The organism is Streptomyces anulatus (assembly GCF_000721175.1).
GTDB classification, from domain to species: domain Bacteria; phylum Actinomycetota; class Actinomycetes; order Streptomycetales; family Streptomycetaceae; genus Streptomyces; species Streptomyces anulatus_C.
Genome location: NZ_JOEZ01000026.1, coordinates 66,508 through 83,053 on the forward strand (window position 1 = coordinate 66,508; position 16,546 = coordinate 83,053).

Consider the following 16,546-nt stretch of genomic DNA (forward strand, 5'->3'; position numbering starts at 1 on the left):
AGGGCGGAAGGGGGCGCGCCGGTGCGGTCCGACGCCGCACCGCATCGGCGCGCCCGTGCGGTTCCCCGCGGGGTGCGCGCGCCGCCGGTGCGCGATGCGCGCCGTACCCGTGCGCGATGCGCGCCGTACCCGCGCGCGAGAGACCGGGCGCCGCACGGTCTGGCGTCCCGGGCAAACGCCCGTGCGGCGCCCAGTGCGTGGGGCCCAGACCCGCTGCGCCCGCTTCGTCTGCCCTCAGGCCAGAGAATATGACGCAGGGTGACTGGCGAGGCGGGGAAGAGCAGCGCCGGGTTTCGTGAGACGAACTGCCGTCCGCCCGGGTCGGCCGCTACCTGGCCAAGGACGCCGGCCTGCGGTAGCGGACGTGGACAAGGGGGTCACGCCGGAGGTTGCAGAGGTGGACAAGGGGCGGAAGGGGGGATTCCGCGAGCTGGACAAGGGGGTGCCACGGAAGGCGCCAGGAACGTGGACAAGGGGGCGATGCGCGGAATAGGGGCCGAATCCGCAGGACCTGCTTCGCCTGTCGGCGGTGACACATGGTCACCGGCGCCCGTGAGGGGGAACGGCGGTACCGAAGGCTTCTGGAGTGCTGCCGGCACTCTCAAGTACCGGCGCGCGGCGCGGCTGACTGAGTGCGCGTCGGCTCCGGGAGACGTGCGGCAGTGCGCGCGCCGCGCGCCGGCACAGTCAGCGCGTGCGTGCCGGAGGGAGGACCGTGCGCGCACCGTGCGCCCGAGGCGCGCGCACCACGGTGCGCTGGACCGCGCGGCGGGACGCGCACCTCGCTGGCGCGCGTCCCGCCGCGCGCCAGCCAAAGCGCGGGGGATCGCGGCCGCGCGCATCATCCGGCAGCCTCGGCGCGCAGTTCCCTGGCCCGGTGGCGCGCGCACACACTGCGGGTCGGAATCGCCGGCCGGTCGCACGTTTCCCCGCGCCAGCCGGAGCACCGCCGCGCCGGGCCGGGATGCCGTGCGACGGCCCGCGCCGGCCGGCTCGCTTCCCGGCAGAGCCTGCACATCCGATCAGCGAGTGCGGGACCGACCAACCGGATCCGGCAGCCGCACTCCCGGCAGACGGAGAGGTCCGCGGGCGCCGGCGGGGCGGCGGCGTTGCCGAGCACCGGGCGCCGCGGAGCCGGTGGAACGCATTCGGCACACGTGACGCCGGGCCCGCCCAGACCGTGGTCGGGACATTGCCCCAGCTCGATCCGGCGCTCCCGCTCGAGCTCCCGTCGACGTGCGGCGCGGATGTCCGCACATGCCGCGCAGGGCTCCCCGCTCGGCCACATCACTCCGCTCTCGCAGGCCAGATGCCCGCAGCCCCACCTCGGCAGAGCCACCCCCATCAGCCACCGGGCCGGGTCCTTGATGTCCGACAGAAACACCCCGGCGAAGCGGCTACGCAAGCGCTGCCGAAGCCGCTCGGAGTCACATCCGTGATCGAGCTGGCGGCCGACCTCGCGGGCGATCCGCCGCTGCATGAACGTGTTCGCCCGCTCGTACAGCACCTGCACGGGTTCGAGGACCTCGACAATGCGCGGGTGCAGCGTCAGCGGCGGGCCGTCGTAGTGGCCGCGGGCGGCTGGGGATGCCTGAGAGCGGGGTAGTTCCTGCTCCGCGCGGAGCGCGAAACCGTCCTGGGCCTGGTCCTGCGCAGGGTTCGAGCCCGAGTTATCCACAGGCCGAGCGCCCTTGTCTACCTGTACTTCGCCTACGGCGGGTGAGTCAGGGCGGCGCTCGTCATCAGGTCGGTCAATCCTGTGGTCTTCCTTAGTCGCGAGCGATCCCTCACCGGCTTCCAGACCCGATCCCTCATCAAGACGCGAAGACGGCGAGGTGCTCTCCACAGGCGAGGAGGGTTGGGTGCTGCCCGGGGCCGGGGGCACGTCATGGGCGATGAACTGGTGCCGCCCCTGCACGCCCGACCTGCGCAGCACGGTCACCCAGCCGGCATCCTCCAGAGCATCCACGACCTTCCCCGCAGACGCCGCGGACAGTGTCGTCCCCGCGCGCGCACCGGAGTGGTGGTAGAGGTGTCCGGCGAGCTCGCCTTCGGTGAGAGGAATGCGCTGTACCTGGGCGAAGCAGAGCACCGCGTATGCACGCAACTGCCGCGGGGTCAGGTCCTCGCATGCGGCGACCGGCAGCCAGATGAACCGTTCGTCCCGCTGTATCGGCCGTACACGGCGCTGCGCCGTGGTGCCGCACCCGCCAGGCAGCGACCGTCGCTGGTTGACGGGGAGCTCGATCACCCCGTCCGGCCCGGGCCTGCGCAGTTGGGCAATGCCGCGTTCGACGGAGGACCGCGACAGCCCGAGGTACGACGCGAGCACCGTGGTGCCTGCGGTACAGCCTTCCGGGCGCTGCCCGAGCGCCTTGATCTTCATGTAGACGGCCAGAGCCACGTCCGCGTAGTACGGGGACTCGACCAACCGCAGCGGCACCTTGACACGCTGACGCCGTACGGGCGCCTGACTGCTGGACAGGCAGGACGAATCCGCGGGCCGCGGCCGAGGCGCCGGACCTGCAACGGACGTGGTGGTGAGGGGCAGGGAACTGGACACACTTCTCCCGCGCACCGTTGCCGGAGTGACGATCCGTCGACGGTGCGCTCGAGCCGCCGCCTCTGCGGGATGGGTGCAGAGACGGCCTTGCAGATGGGACCATGCGCCCCGCTGCGATCAGAGGGGATGTCAACCCCGGCGCGCTCGCGGTACAGCGTGCTGTGCCGCGAGCGCACCTGCTGACGGGCGGCGTGTGCCGTGCAGCAGAGCGCGGGCAGCCTTGGCGAAGGTGGGAGGGAGGCGCGGCGCGTCCCTTCGCCTTCTCGGCCAAGAGAGCGGATCAGCCAGCGAAAACCGTTGGACAGAGCGAAGAGCCTGCTCTCGGCCCCTTCGTCGACGACGGCGACACAGAAGCCGCTGAACGCCCCGAACTGGACCAAACGGCTGTCACGGAATGTGACACCGAGGTGACCATTGGGGGGTGAATGGCCGAGAACGGCGGTCCCGGGCGCCTGCTGAGCTGACAAAAGCCATGGCGGTACTGCAAGATGTACTCCGATCACCCTGGTGCACTCCAGGGATGACAAAGGCCCTTCGGGGTCAGCCCCTCGGGGCTAGCTGCTGGGAGGCAGTGATCATCCAGGCCGAAAGGCCTGGCTCTTCGCTCGACGGAGCTGGTACTCCGTAAGAGCGGTGACGGCCGGCAGAGGAGCTGCTAACTCCGAACCGGCGGGGAAGGGCGAGGAGCGCTCCTTGCTAGGGAGCGCCCGCCCGAGAGTTCTACGACATGCCGCCCTCCTCGGTGAGGGCGATGAGCGACGTGCGGTGTCCGCACAGCAAAAAGCCCCGGCTCGACGGCGTCGTGAACGCAGCGCGGAAGCCGGGCTGACTGTGCATTTGTGCGTGGGTGCGGGTACGCTCCACCACGAGACACCGCCTATCCGGTTTCTCGAACCCGATATACGCCCCCGGACTTGCTCAAGGTCTGGGGGCATCGTGTTGTCAGGGCTAGCAATAGATCAATCGATGGTCACCCTATCCCCAACAGCACCGGAAGTGCACAGGCTGTGGACGGACCGGTACACGCGGCGCGTCGCGCTGATCAGGGATCACTTCACAGCGAATTCCCCTTAGTTGGGCAGCTTCCCTGATGAATCGGTCAAACTGACTCTATCGGCATGGATGAGTAGAAACTCGCAACTCCGTGTCTGTTCACCGCTGTAGCTCACGCGCCGGACCGTAAGCACGGTGACCGCACGCGACTTGAGCAGGGCTGCCTCCTGGTCGGATGCCGGCCGCGCCGAGATGGCGTGCAAGTGCCCGGTCTCCGGCAGGCCGGCCCCGTTCAGGATCTGGTCCTCGTCGACGAGGTCGACGTCCAGAAGCCGGCGGGCGAGGTCGGCGATGCCCTTCGGGACGTACAGCTCCCGGATGGCCCAAGGGGTGCCGCCCCGGCTGAGGACGCTCTGTCGCAGGACGACAGCGGATTCCGGTGGACTGCCCAGGGCTGCTGCCACGTCGGCGGAGGCCTTGCGTACGGCGGTAGTGACCATGTCGGTCCGGTCGTCGGCCTGCCCGGGGGCGGGGTGGACGTGACCGAGCTTGTCGAGGCGCGCCTCGAAGGCGGCCGCGGGGGACAGCACCATGTAGCCGACCTTGGGGATCGACCGCACCAGGCCCTCCTGCTCGAGGAGCTCCATCGCGCCGATCAGCGTGTTGCGCGCGCACCCGAGTTCCTTGGCGAGCTGGCGCCCCGAGACGACGGTGCCGGCGGTGCGTGCGGGGGCGCCGTCGCGGATCTCCTTGCGCAGGCGCTCGGCGAGGTCGTGTCTGCTGGTCGGGGGCGTGGCCATGCGGGACATCCTGCCGTACAGCCACCCCGGTGCGGGCTGCAGGGCCGCGATCGTCATGTCGGTCTCCCTTGACTTGATCCGCAAGGCGGGGCAACATCATCGCATCTGGCTTACCTGGCGTGAGCCAGATAAGCCAGATGTGGGCATGGTCCCGCATCCCGTGGCGCGCCACACGCAAAACGGCCTCCGAGGGGGTTGGAGCCCTCGAAGGCCGTGGTGATGCACGCCGACCCCTTCCCGTCACGAAAGACAGACGACGCAATGACCAGCATGACAGCCGGTCGCCCCATGCAGGGCACCGCCAGCCGAATCACCCTCACCAGCGACGACATCACACGCGAACTCGTCAGTACCCACACGCCGGCCGCCCTCGCCGAAAGCGGCTACCTCACCGGTCCCGACGGGCACGCCGTCGCCGGCCAGATGCGCGAGCACCAGCTGGACGAAGCGCTCCTGCTCGGCCGCTGCAGCACCACCAACGATGTCGACGCCTTCTACCGGCGCGACGAGGAACTGGACGAGCAGTGGCACGCGCGCCGAGAGGACACCATCGCCAAGTACTGCGCGCGGTGCCCGATCGCCGCGGCATGCCTCGAACTCGCCCTGCGCTACCCCGAAGCCCCCCAGGACCTCGCGGTGCGCGGCGGCATCACCGAGGAGGACCAGCTCGCCCTCGCCGACATGGAAGCCGAACGGCTGGCCGCGGCCCGGGAGCGGGACCGTGCCCCGTATGAGCAGCGGACCATGCGGCTGCACGCTGCTCGCCAGGTGCTGGGGCTGGCCCGGTCTCACATCGGTCTGTCCGTCAAGCCCGAATACCGCAACAAGAACCACGCCGAGCTCAGCGCCGCAGTCTCCAAACTGGAGCAGCTGCGGAAGAACCACCGGCGCGCGACGGGGTGGGCCGCATGACCGACCACACCACTGCACCGTCCCCCGAGGGCTCCGACGAGGACGAGCTCCGGATCCTCAACCGCCGCCTGATGCACGCCCTGCACACGAAGTGCGCGCTACCGGTCATCCCCGTGCCCGTCGTTGCGCAGGACGGCGCCGGTCCGCAGCCGACCGCGCTGGTCGGCATCCTCCTGGCCCTATGGCACCAGGCCCGCGTCGAAGCCGACGCCTACCGGGCCTGGGTCAGCCAGCCGGCCCCGCCGCCGGCCCCGCCGACCACTGGCGCCGTATCCCGCGGCGCCTCGGAGGCAGCGCGCGCACACCTCGACAGCGCCACCACCGCCGACCGGGCCGACGGAGAACCGCAAGGGCAGGACGTCATCCAGCACGGCCGAGGTGAGCCGCCGGACAACACCTGCCGACGGCGATGACACGACCTCGGACCGCCGAGCGACAAGGACATCCACGATGAGACTGCCGATCGCCTTGCACCTCGTCATCGGGTACGAGCAGCAGCCGCTGTACTACTGCGTCTCGTGCGGCGGGTACTACCCGGTCCAGCACTTCTGCGAGTAGCCATGGCCCTCACCACGACCTCGAGCAAGCGCGGACTCCACAGCGGCCGACTCCGCCGCCCGGCCGTCTGCCAGTTGACGATCGCCGCCAGCCTGCTGGCCCGATACGGGTACACCAGCCAGGCCGACGCCCACGACGACGGAACGTGCGCCCGGCTCTACTCCTTGGGCCGCCGGAAGGCCGCCTCGTGAGCCCCGCGGTCACGCCGCCGCTGGACGGCCCCCTGGCCAACGAGGCCGAACTGGACCGTGCCCTGTTCGGCCCCCACGAGGCCGAGGACGAGCAGGAAGCGGAGGAGTAGCCCGCGGGACGGAAGGTCAGCTTCGCGACGGAGCCGGAGACCACCGTCAGCTCGGCGAGCCAGCGCCCCCCTCACGACCACCCACCGACGCCGCGCTCAGCGACACGGCTGCAGCGCACGCGTCCCACCGCAAAGGAGCACGACGGTGAGCAAGTCGTCCCGTCGTCGACGCCGCCAACCCCCCAGTCCCGGGCCACCGGCCCCGAATCCGCGCCCCGTGGAAGCCGACTCCCCGGCCATCTCCGCCGACGCGCGCGAGGCCCTGGCCGTACTCGCCGATGCGCGCGACCGCGCGGCCGACATCGTCGACCTGGCGGAGGAGAAGTCCAGGAACTGCGAGGCCGGCGCACAGGAGAAGGCCGCTGTCCTCCTGGTGGCGGCCGAAGCGCAGGCCACACACATCCGAGCGGAGGCAGAGCGCCGGGCCGAGGCGCTCCAGGACCGTGCCCGGGAGGCCGGGGCAGCCCTCAAGGCCGACGCCGCCGCCCAGGCGGAGGCGGCGAAGGAAGCAGCCGACCGCCAGGCCGCCGACACCCTGGCAACTGCTGAGGCAGAAGGGCGGGCCGCCATCGAGGAGGCCACCGCCCACGCCTGCCGACTGCGCGAAGAAGCGCAACTGGCCGCCGACAAGGAGCTGAACGACGCCGGGCTCCGGGCCGAGCAACTGACCCGCGCGGCCCGTCGCGACGCCGAGGCAGCTGATGCCCGGCTGCGCGCCGCAGAGGCAGAGGCAAAACGTATCCGCAGTGAGGCGACGTCCGCGGCCGAAGAGCTCCGCCGGCAGGCGGCCGCAGGCATCAGGGCCGAACGGGAACGGGCCACCCGCGACGTCGAAGAACTGCGCACCACCGCAGCGGCGACGGTCGCATCAGCCGAGGAGCGAGCCGCCACGGTTGCCGAGAAGGCTGCCGCCCGGGAAGCCGCAGCGATGGAGAAGGAGGAAGCCGCCGAGCAACTGCTCCGCCAGGCCCAGGAGGCCTGGGAGCGGGCGCGCTCGCGCGCCGCCCGCAGGCAGGAGCGGAAGCGTCTGCGTCAGCAGGGCCGCATTCAGCGAGCAACGGCGCGGCGCGAGCACAAAGAGGCCGCAGGACGTCCGACCTTCGCCCACCGCCTCACCCAGGGGCGCCTGTGGATACGGGAGATGGTTCGCAACCAGGCCCGCCGGGGCCTCGTCGCCGGCCCGATCCTCGCCCCGATGGCCGTGGCCTGGTGGTCCCAGACCGACTACGCCAAGGAAGCGTTCGGATGGTGGACCGTCTTCGCCCTCGGCTTCGCCGCCGCCTGGGAGCTCACGACCGCGTTCACCGGCTGGATGTACCACCAGGCGCGGCAGCAGGGCGATGCCGGCACCATCTACCGGATCATGACGTGGGTGTTCGCGTCCGGCGCGGCCGCGATGAACTACGCCCATCACTGCGGGCCTGGCGGCCGGCCGACGCAGGCGTCCGTCGCCTTTGCGACCATGAGCGTCGTCGGCATGGTGCTGTGGGAGCTGTATGCCTCCCTGGTCCACCGCCAGTACCTACGGGAGCAGGGACTGGTCTCCCGGGCACGGCCGAAGATCGGCCTGATCCGCTGGGTCCGGTTCCCGGTGCGGTCCTGGACGGCCTGGTCGCTGACGATCGACAACGCCGCACTGTCCACGCTGGAACGCGCCTGGAACGCCGCCGGCATCGAGCTGGCGGACCGGAACGCGCTCCGTTCCGGCACGGCTCTGCACCGCATCGTGATTCCCCGCGTGCCGACCGACGGACTTCGTTCCGGAGCCGGTCCGGGCGCCGTTCCGTCGTTCCGCACGGTCTGGAGCGTTCCGGGCGGAACGCCCGCCGGAACCTGGGCGCACTGGGCCGGAACCATCCAGGCTGCAGGGGTGACGCCCCATGCGCACGGTCGCGGAATGGAGTGGAACGACAGCCTCGTTCCACTCGGCCACCCCGAGGCTGAGCAGGACTTTCCCGGCGTTCCGCCCCGCACCGGACTGCCGCGTTCCGCCCCGCCCGGAATCGGAACGGAACACCCGCCGCCAGGGGCACAGGTGCCCGAGCGCACCGCGGAACGGGGCGCGGCAACGCCGGCGCGGAAGCAGCACGCACCGGATGGGGCGGACCGGCGCACGGACCGGAACGATCCCGGCGCCCGGAACGGACAGGAGCGCACCAGTGGTGCGGAACGAGACGAGGAGGAGGTGGTGCTCGAGGAAAAGGAACGCGCCGCGGTGGAGCGCCTCCTCGCACGAAAGCAGCCGCTGAGCAAGCGGAGCATCTCGGACGAGGTCCGCTCCAGCGGCGAAACGATCGCCGACGGGCGCGCCCTGGCGATCGCCAACTACCTCAACGCCAAGGCCAAGGGCCGGCTGAGCCAGGACCTCGCAGGCGTCTGACAACTGCTCCGGCTCGGAGCACCAAGACCGGGAGACCCGGCCCGCTTTCCAGGGCCCGGCCGGGTCTCCCTCCTCCACGAAACGGGAGTTCGCACATCATGACCCACGCCCGCACCCGCCGGCACCGGATCGGCCGCTGGCGCCTGCCCGGCCGCCTGCGGTGGCTTATCGGCGGAGACGACCACCGCCTTGCCCGGGCCCGTTACGGCACCCGGGAGTCGGCCTCCGAGCGTGCCGAGCGCCGCGAGCGCACGGCACGCCGCACCCAGCGGGCACGCCAGGTGCGAACAGCCGCCCGCAAGGGCCAGCAGTGGGAGGACGAGGCCTACGCCAGCCTCCCCCTCGCCGCCGCATGCCCGCGGGACCCGGCCACAGTGCTCTCCACCCAGGCGGTCCCCCTGCTCAGCGTTGAGCACGGGCCACACGGCGACCTGCCCGCGCTGCCCCCGGGCTTCGCACCCGCCACTGCGGACGAGAGCTCGGTGACGAGGTCCGGAGCGCCGGAACAGGTCACCGCGGACCTGGCCGGCCCGGACGCCCTCGCATCGGGCAGGCCCGTGCTGTACGTCATCGACGGCCTGGGCCCGCGGCCCCCTTCTCGCCGTCCCATGCCCGAGCGGCGCACCGCGGCGGCCGGCATCAAGACCGGGAGCCGCTGATGCCGTCCGCGTCCCACTCCAACTTCTCCAAGAAGCAGGCCGACCCAGGCGCGGCAACTCCGGCGGCCAGCTGCACTGGCTGCCCGATCCGTGACACCTGTGTCAGGGCCGATCCCACTCTGACCGAGTGCGCGGTCACCGGGGAGGCGCCCCCGCCCGCGCTGCCGTCGCACGCCCCCTTCCCGGCCCCGGGCTCGGAACTCGACATCACCGAGGTGGTCAGCCGCGGTGTGGAGAAGGCCGTCGGCGCCGCATTCGGGTTCGGCTGGACCGACCTGCTCGCTGCCGTGATCGAGCGCACCAACGCCACGGACTCCAGCGGCAACGAGGTCGACTGGAGCCGACTGCAGCTCGGCCGCAACCTCCTGTGCCTGGCCGTCGTCAACCTGGTGCCCCTCCACGGAGCCCCCGCCTCACGGTGGGCAGCCGATGCCTTCACGGCGCACGGCCTGGAGGCGCCCCTGGTCTCCGCCGGCGCGGTCCTGGGTGCCGCCGGTGCCGTCGTCATCGGCGCGGGCATCAATCACCCCCTTGGCCTGCTGTGCCGCGCGGCCTTGTCGGTGGCCACCACCATCGGGCGGCTGACCTGGCGCCTTGTGCGCTCCCGCCTCGGCTGGATCATCACCCGCCCGGTGATCTGGGCCGGAGTCTCGGGCCTGGTGATCGTCACCTGGCGCGCCGTCGTACACCTTCTTGCCGGAGCCTGACCATGGACCTTGCGATCGACATCTTCGACAATCAATCCGCCAACGCCGGCTTCGGTGCACTCCTCTTCGGGGCGATGGCCACGACGGCCGTCATCGCCGGATTCAAGAAGAAGCTCCTCCGAAAGAAGAAGACGTTCGTGCTGGTCTTCTTCTTCGTCCTGCTGGTGACGGTGAACTCACGCGGGCTCTTCGGCGAAGGAGCTGGAGCCCTGCGCGCCGCCATGAACCACCTGGGACAGGCCGCCGCCGAAGAGGGCGCCGGCGCGAAGGTGAACACCAACGCGCCGCGCACGGCCGTCACACCGGTCTCGGCGGGCGGCGCCGCGATCGGCCTGTGCGGCATCACCTACTACCTCGTGGTCCTGTACGCGGCCAAGTGGAAGCCGGCCGACTGGAAGGAGATGGCTGGCGGGGCGGTCGTGGCGATCTGCTACGGCACCTCTCTCGGCTTCATGGGCGTGATCGTCAGCGCCACCACCCTGACCGGCAACAACATCGGCCTGTGGATCTTCGGAGGCTGACGCCGCCGACGGCCGCCCGCACGCCACCCGTGCGTGGCGGCCGCCCGCGCCAGCCTCCGCTCTTGGCGAGGAGCCCTGACCCCATGCAACACCCCCACGACCCTGCGGACAGCACCGAACTGGCCCCCTACGGCGAGCTCGTATTCGCCGAGATCGTCGACGAGGACGAGCCCGGCCCTCAGCGCGAGACGCAGGACCCGCCGGCCGATGAGCGCGTCCCACGATCGTCGACCGCCGCCCGGCGCGTGGCCCACTGCGCCCGCACCGCCGCGGCCGCCATCGCCGGCCAGATCCTCCCAGGCCTGCGGAACGCCCTGTCCGCGGCACGGCACTGGCTGCGCGTGGGCTACATGTCCGACGACGAGATCCGCCGCAGGATCGTCAACAGGCCCCTGGAAGCCGACCGCGCCCGCCGCGAGGAGGCCCTCACCGCAGTCCACCGGCTGGAGAAGAAGCTCCAGCGCAGGCTCGAGGACGCCGCGGCGTACGGTCTGGAGGCAGCCGAGAAGCAGGCGATCCGTGACCTGAGCCGCGAGCTCAGGCGCCGCCGAAACGGCCTGGACGCACTGCAGTCGGTGCCCTTCACTCCCGAGCAGCCCACCCCGGAGCAGATCCGCCGGGCCCGCTCCCTGATGGCGCTCGGCCGCTTCAGCGCCCTGCTGCCCGTTCTGGGCGTCGCAGGGCTCGTGGCGGCCAGCATCCCCTCCACACTGCTGGCCGCGGCCCCGGTGCTTGCCGCCGCCGGGTGGTGGCTGACCCACCATCCGCTCGAACTCGCCGAGCGACCCGTCCCCGAGGACCTGCTGCTGCCCGAACTGGACCTCCCTGCCCTGAAGGCACCCGAGACCCCCGGCAGCGCACCGGCCGACGAGACCGAGGAAGACCTCACCCCGTTCCCGATCGCGCAGGCCACCACCCCTGGCGAGGCCGGCGAAGCCCTCCACCGCGCCCTGCTGCACGAAGGGCAGGACGTCGACCAGGTCACCGACGTCACCCAGGAGCCGTGGGGTTGGTCCGCCCGCGTCTCGTTCAAGACCGGCACCCCTGACGACCTCAACAAGGACGACACCTACAAGGGACTGATCACCCTGCTCAGGCTGCGTCGTAACGGCCTGCTGATCGAGGGTGACCCAGACGCCGGCGAGGCCTGCACGGTCCGCATGATGCAACGCTCGCCGTTCAGCCCGGAACTGGTCGGCGACGTCCCGTACCGGGCGCCGCTGTCGATGTCGATCCTCGATCCAGCTGACTACGGCGTCTCCATGGACGCCAAGCCGCTCGCCTTCGCCCTCGCAGGGCTGATGCTGTTGATGGTCGCCGACTCCGGCGCCGGCAAGTCAGGCGTCATGCTGGCCATGGCCGAGGTCGTCACGGCCTGCAAGGACGCGGTCGCCTTCAACCTTGACCCGGTCGGCACCGGCGTCGGGGACCTCGGCGAGGCGATCACGCTCGACGCCTGCATGGACGACGAGAAGATCGTCGCAACCCTGAAGTTCCTCCTCCTCACCTTGTGCCCGGCCCGCGCCCGGCAGCGCGCCCGCTACGGCTGGGGCAACAAATGGCGCGTCTCGCCCGAGCACCCGGCCATCGTCGTGTTCGTCGACGAGTGGGCGCAGTTGTCGGCCCAGGCGAAGACCTTGCTGATCCGACTGCTCCTGCTCGGGCGCAAGGAAGCGATCTGGGTGATCGGCGGGAGCCAGTTCGGCACCCGGGACTGGCTCGGCGAGGCCATCGGCCCGAAGCTGTCCGGCAAGCTGCTGGGGGCCTGCCGGCGCGTGGACGTCACGGAGCTGCTGGGCGGGGGAGCAATCGCCGAGGGGTACCGCGCAGATCTTCTGCGGGCAGCCACCCACACCGAGGTCAACGATGCGGGCCAGCTGTACGCGCAGGGCCTGCCTGGTATGCCCGACCGCCCGGTCCGCTACCAGGTGCGGGAAGTCACCGCGCAGTACGCGGCCAGGATCGGAGCCGAGCGTGCGGCCGCGGGCCGGCCGGACCTGACCTTCACCCTCGACGAGGCAGGACTGCTCGACGCGTGGCACGAGCTCCTGGAACTCCTGGACTCCGGCACCCCTGCCGCCGAGCAGGGCGGCGCCGAGCCCCTGCCCGGCATTGTCCGCATCCTGCGGGAGGCGTTCACGCTGGAGCATGATCCGGCCTATCTCACCTACGACCAGTTGCACTCCCATCTGCGGCGACACGACGCCGACCGCTGGGGGCGCTGGGACGACAAGAGCGACATCGACCGGCTCCGCGAACTCGGCAAGGCCCTGCGTCGCGAGCTGGACGCCTCGCAGGTCGACCTGTCCTCCGAGCGGATCCGGGAGCTGGACGGCTCGCCCCGCGGCCTCTACTTGTCCGCCCTCAAGGAGGCGATCGAGGCCCTGTCATGAATGGCCCGCTGATCGGCCGGCATCGGATCCCGACTGGTCGCGATCGGCTCAGGGCAGCCGATCCGATCGGTCGCTGTGGCGATCGGAAGCCGATGGCGACCTGCGCAGACCGTTCAGTCGATCAAGATCCGCCCCTCGGGCCTGCTGCGCTCCTCGACTGCCGGGGCAGAGGTCGTCGATCAGCGGACCCACATTAAGAGTGTTGCTTAATTGGAAATATAGCTGTACTGTTTGGGTATCGGTTGGGCGTTGCCTTCCGCCGCCCGCCTCGCCGTGCGCCTCCCGCCGAAGAACAGGAATCACCCATGGGCTTTCCCGGCCTGGAACTGAAGACTCACATGACGCTCGTGGCTGACCCGGACACACGTGTGCCGGTCCCCGTGCGGCTCTACTACAAGGACACCGACCCCTACGCGGTGCAGTTCTCCTTCGACGTCACGCCCGACGAGGTCGTGCGATGGACGTTCGCCCGGGAGCTGCTCGCCCAGGGCATCACGGCACCCGCCGGGCTCGGCGATGTGAAGATCACCCCGGTCGGCCCGCTTCAGGACCGCAGCATCAGCATCGAACTGGAAACCCCCGACGGATACGCACGCCTCGAAGGGATGGCAGCCCCCATCAAGGAGTGGCTCGCCAAGACCTACGCGGTTGTCGCCGCAGGCCAGGAGTCCAAGGCCGTCGACATCGACCGCCTCCTCGACGAACTTCTGCCCCACTGACAGCGGAAGCCGAGCACGGCCCGGGGCACACAGCCCCGGGCCCGGCGCAAGAAATCCCACGCCTCCTGTCACACGGCCCGCGCGCAGCACACCTCTATGCATGACCCACTCGCCGGTACCACCCCGCCAAGGAGCAAACTCGTGGCCACCCACTCCCTTCAGAAGACCTCGGCTATCAGCCTCGACAAGGTCGCCGGCACCGCGCCCGACCTCATCGACATGTACAAGGACGCCGAGACCAGTCTCCGCGAGAGCGACCGCCTCGGCGGCCGTGCCGCCGTCTATCTCGTGATCGACCGCTCCCTCTCGATGACGGACTTCTTCAACGACGGCTCGGTCCAGCGGCTGAGCGACCAGATCCTCAGCCTGTCCGCGCACCTGGACGACGACGGCAAGGTCCCGGTCGGCTTCTTCTCCACCGAGATGCACACCATCGCGCGAGGCGGCCTGCTCCGGCGTCCGCAGGCTCTCGTCGACGTCAACCTCGGCGCCCACCAGGGCCGCATCGGGCAGCTGCACAACTCCCTGGGAACCATGGGGGGAACGCGCTACCGCCCGGCCATGGAGGCCGTGATCGCCCACTACCGCTCCTCCCGTGCCTACAAGAGGGGCACGCCGGCCTTCGTCGTGTTCCAGACCGACGGCGCCCCGCAGGACGCGCCCGCGACCAGGGACTTCCTCCGGTCCACGCAGGGCGAGAACGTGCGCTGGCAGTTCGTCCCGTTCGGCGAAGCGGAAGCGTTCGGCGTCCTCTCCGGCCTCCCGGGCAACACCGGCGTCAGCGCCGTCGGCTCCGACCCGCTGGCCCTGTCGAACGCCGAGCTCTACAACCGCCTGGTCTCGGGCCTTCCCCGGGCCTGACACGCGACGGGCGGTCGCTCGACCGTCGTTCGACCGCCCGCTCGCCCCTCCCGTACCCAACGCCACCACACCCAAGGACACATCGTGCGCTCCGCCGCTGTGCGGTCGGTCATCGCGACCGCGACCATCGTCACCACCGCAGCTCTCACCCTCGTCGGATGCGAGGATTCCGACACCGACCTCGACCACGGCAAGGTCATCGACAAGCGCAGCCGGGCCGCCCAGGACCCCGTCTACGAGCAGGTCGAGCGGCCGGCCCCCTGCCGGTCCACCCGCACCCAGACGCTCCGGACCACGCTCGCCAAGCCGGGTCCCAAGCCCAAGCCCAAGCCGCCCGCCGACACGAGCGATGACCAGCCGGACGCACCGCAGCCGCCGCGCACCGACACCTCGAAGAACCCGCCGCGCTCGACGCCGGGCGTCCGCACGCCCGACAAGGGCGTCCCCTCCGCACCGTGCGGCACCACCACCGTGCGCGTCTTCAAGGGATACAAGAAGCCCGCGAAGTGGGAGCTGAAGCTGCAGGACGGCAAGGAGACCGACTGGGAGACCGTCTCGCGCGAGGAGTACAACAGCGTCGACATCGGCGACCACTTCTGAACTTCGACCGCCCGGGGCCCGGCAATGCCGGGCCCCGGGCGTTTCCGACGGCACAGGAGCTCATGATGACCCGCCCGCAACGACCAGCCACGTTCAACCCCGCCGAGGCCCTTCTTCACCTCGCGCACGGGAATCGCTCCGCCCCGCACGGCCGGCCCGCCCAACTCGTCCTGGAGCGCAGGCACGTCCGCCAGCTCGCCGCACACCCGGCCGGCGCATTCGCCCGCGTGCCCTGCGGCCTGTGCCGAAAGCCGCTCACGGAACACGGGCAACTCGAAGTCGAGCTGACCTACGACGACCTCGGACACCTCGACGGCGTCACGATCACGGACTGCACCGCGCTCATCCCCGCACACCACCCCCACCCACCGACCAGGAAGAACACCCGTGCCCGCCTCCCTGCCACCACTGCCTGAGCACACCGTCGCTGCGTACGCCCAGGAGCAGGCCTCCGTCCAACGCATGATCCTCGAGGCCTGCTGGGCCCATGCACAGCGCGACACCATCTTCGAGCACCCGGGAACCTTCCGCGACGACCAGGTCCACCGGATCCAGCGCGCCCACCTCATCCACCTCGGCGCACTGTACGACGTCCTCGCACTGCGCGGCGCCCACGACTTGGACGTTCACGAGGCGGCACGCGGGCTCGGGACCAACCTCCTCGCCCACGACGGCTTCCACCTACCCACCACTCCCCGGTCCGGAATCGACTACCTGCGCACCAACTACGCAGCCCTGCACGGCCGCACCGACGTCATGCCGCAGCCGGCGGCCGGACTGACGGCAGTGCACAACCCGGCCCCCGAGCGGGCGGACATGCCCTTGTACTGCCCGACGGAGTCGCGGCTCGTCCGCACCATGCTCTGGACGGACACCGTGGCCAGGGAGTGCCGACGGCGGGGCGACTCCCTCCAGACGGCCACCCAGGTGCGCGCGCACCACATCGCACGGGGCCTGCTGCTTTGGTGTGCCGCGGCGCTTGCGCCTGCCGACCGCGCCGCCGCGCAGGCCGCCGCGCGCGCCGGCCACCTCGTGCGCGAAAGCGACGGCCGCCCACGCACGAGCGACGAGAAAGCGCGCCAATACCTGCTGGAGACCTACCTCGACGAGCACCCCGACGAGATCGAACAGTCCCACGAGCCGGACTGCCCCGGCGGCTGCGGCGGGACGGCAGTTGTCATGGTCACCCTTACCTGGGACGACCAGGGCGACGGCATCTTCGTGCCTGTCTGGGCCGAACCCATCGACTGCACCGCGGGCGCACCCCAGGCGCACGACCCGGACTGTTCCGACTGCCACGGCCATGGCTTCACGTACAGCCGGGGGGAGCGCCACCTCTGCGGGTGTCTGGCGCCCGTGGACCTGCCGGCGAGCACGGTCACGAGTCCCGGGGGCGGAATCACCTCCCTCCGTCTCCCCCTTCTGCCGGAGGACGGCCAGGGCACCGGCGCGCCTGGGGGGGGGTGATTCCGCCTCGGCTTCTGACGGGGGAGAGAACACCCCTACGTACGGGCGGGGAGGTGAGATCACCCCGGCTCACCTCTGACGAGGGGTGATCTCACCTCCCGCCTCACGCCGA

The 16,546-nt window shown here is 70.9% G+C and carries 15 protein-coding genes; 13 read left to right on the forward strand and 2 right to left on the reverse strand.

Going from position 1 to position 16,546, the window contains the following annotated elements; all coding sequences use genetic code 11:
• Positions 1-841 precede the first annotated feature (841 nt).
• Positions 842-2,404, reverse strand: a complete 1,563-nt coding sequence (locus tag IG90_RS43835) for a helix-turn-helix domain-containing protein (protein ID WP_233436091.1) — start codon at positions 2,402-2,404, stop codon at positions 842-844.
• Between the two features lie 1,229 nt (positions 2,405-3,633).
• The gene (locus IG90_RS0127515; protein ID WP_030590051.1) at positions 3,634-4,413 is read right to left on the reverse strand and encodes a GntR family transcriptional regulator; all 780 of its coding nucleotides are present in this window, start codon (positions 4,411-4,413) and stop codon (positions 3,634-3,636) included.
• A gap of 204 nt (positions 4,414-4,617) precedes the next feature.
• Here IG90_RS0127515 and IG90_RS0127520 point away from each other — a divergent pair, with 204 nt between their 5' ends.
• The 13 genes from IG90_RS0127520 (at position 4,618) to IG90_RS0127590 (ending at position 16,434) form a co-directional block, all read left to right on the forward strand.
• Positions 4,618-5,268, forward strand: coding sequence for a WhiB family transcriptional regulator (locus IG90_RS0127520; protein WP_157846353.1), 651 nt, complete (start codon positions 4,618-4,620; stop codon positions 5,266-5,268).
• Positions 5,265-5,681 carry a hypothetical protein gene (locus IG90_RS0127525; protein WP_139063544.1) on the forward strand — a complete coding sequence of 139 codons (417 nt, stop codon included), beginning with the start codon at positions 5,265-5,267 and terminating at the stop codon, positions 5,679-5,681. Before IG90_RS0127520 ends, IG90_RS0127525 begins: the two co-directional genes overlap by 4 nt.
• A 147-nt stretch (positions 5,682-5,828) precedes the next feature.
• Positions 5,829-6,017, forward strand: coding sequence for a hypothetical protein (locus tag IG90_RS0127535; protein ID WP_007494434.1), 189 nt, complete (start codon positions 5,829-5,831; stop codon positions 6,015-6,017).
• A gap of 327 nt (positions 6,018-6,344) precedes the next feature.
• Positions 6,345-8,507 carry a hypothetical protein gene (locus IG90_RS0127545; protein ID WP_030590053.1) on the forward strand — a complete coding sequence of 721 codons (2,163 nt, stop codon included), beginning with the start codon at positions 6,345-6,347 and terminating at the stop codon, positions 8,505-8,507.
• Between the two features lie 98 nt (positions 8,508-8,605).
• Positions 8,606-9,166, forward strand: a complete 561-nt coding sequence (locus IG90_RS45310) for a hypothetical protein (RefSeq protein ID WP_007494440.1) — start codon at positions 8,606-8,608, stop codon at positions 9,164-9,166.
• Positions 9,166-9,873 (forward strand): hypothetical protein, encoded by a 708-nt coding sequence (locus IG90_RS0127555; RefSeq protein WP_030590056.1) that lies wholly within the window; start codon positions 9,166-9,168, stop codon positions 9,871-9,873. Before IG90_RS45310 ends, IG90_RS0127555 begins: the two co-directional genes overlap by 1 nt.
• Before the next feature lie 2 nt (positions 9,874-9,875).
• Positions 9,876-10,394 (forward strand): hypothetical protein, encoded by a 519-nt coding sequence (locus IG90_RS0127560; protein ID WP_007494444.1) that lies wholly within the window; start codon positions 9,876-9,878, stop codon positions 10,392-10,394.
• Positions 10,395-10,477: 83 nt separating this feature from the next.
• Complete coding sequence (locus IG90_RS0127565; protein WP_007494446.1) at positions 10,478-12,787, forward strand: hypothetical protein; 2,310 nt, start codon at positions 10,478-10,480, stop codon at positions 12,785-12,787.
• A gap of 305 nt (positions 12,788-13,092) precedes the next feature.
• Positions 13,093-13,506, forward strand: a complete 414-nt coding sequence (locus IG90_RS0127570) for an SsgA family sporulation/cell division regulator (protein ID WP_007494448.1) — start codon at positions 13,093-13,095, stop codon at positions 13,504-13,506.
• A gap of 141 nt (positions 13,507-13,647) precedes the next feature.
• Complete coding sequence (locus IG90_RS0127575; RefSeq protein WP_233436090.1) at positions 13,648-14,367, forward strand: VWA domain-containing protein; 720 nt, start codon at positions 13,648-13,650, stop codon at positions 14,365-14,367.
• A gap of 84 nt (positions 14,368-14,451) precedes the next feature.
• Positions 14,452-14,967: a hypothetical protein gene (locus IG90_RS40855; RefSeq protein WP_007494451.1), complete on the forward strand. Its 516-nt coding sequence runs from the start codon at positions 14,452-14,454 to the stop codon at positions 14,965-14,967.
• Positions 14,968-15,032: 65 nt separating this feature from the next.
• On the forward strand, positions 15,033-15,383 hold the full coding sequence (locus tag IG90_RS0127585; RefSeq protein WP_033895347.1) for a hypothetical protein: 351 nt from the start codon (positions 15,033-15,035) through the stop codon (positions 15,381-15,383).
• Complete coding sequence (locus IG90_RS0127590) at positions 15,355-16,434, forward strand: hypothetical protein (protein WP_030590062.1); 1,080 nt, start codon at positions 15,355-15,357, stop codon at positions 16,432-16,434. Before IG90_RS0127585 ends, IG90_RS0127590 begins: the two co-directional genes overlap by 29 nt.
• Positions 16,435-16,546 lie beyond the last annotated feature (112 nt).

Coding starts and splice junctions, on each gene's coding strand:
- IG90_RS0127515 (WP_030590051.1), bottom strand. CDS start 4,413: ATGACGATCGCGGCCCTGCAGCCCGCACCGGGGTGGCTGTACGGCAGG.
- IG90_RS0127520 (WP_157846353.1), top strand. CDS start 4,618: ATGACCAGCATGACAGCCGGTCGCCCCATGCAGGGCACCGCCAGCCGA.
- IG90_RS0127525 (WP_139063544.1), top strand. CDS start 5,265: ATGACCGACCACACCACTGCACCGTCCCCCGAGGGCTCCGACGAGGAC.
- IG90_RS0127535 (WP_007494434.1), top strand. CDS start 5,829: ATGGCCCTCACCACGACCTCGAGCAAGCGCGGACTCCACAGCGGCCGA.
- IG90_RS45310 (WP_007494440.1), top strand. CDS start 8,606: ATGACCCACGCCCGCACCCGCCGGCACCGGATCGGCCGCTGGCGCCTG.
- IG90_RS0127555 (WP_030590056.1), top strand. CDS start 9,166: ATGCCGTCCGCGTCCCACTCCAACTTCTCCAAGAAGCAGGCCGACCCA.
- IG90_RS0127560 (WP_007494444.1), top strand. CDS start 9,876: ATGGACCTTGCGATCGACATCTTCGACAATCAATCCGCCAACGCCGGC.
- IG90_RS0127565 (WP_007494446.1), top strand. CDS start 10,478: ATGCAACACCCCCACGACCCTGCGGACAGCACCGAACTGGCCCCCTAC.
- IG90_RS0127570 (WP_007494448.1), top strand. CDS start 13,093: ATGGGCTTTCCCGGCCTGGAACTGAAGACTCACATGACGCTCGTGGCT.
- IG90_RS0127585 (WP_033895347.1), top strand. CDS start 15,033: ATGACCCGCCCGCAACGACCAGCCACGTTCAACCCCGCCGAGGCCCTT.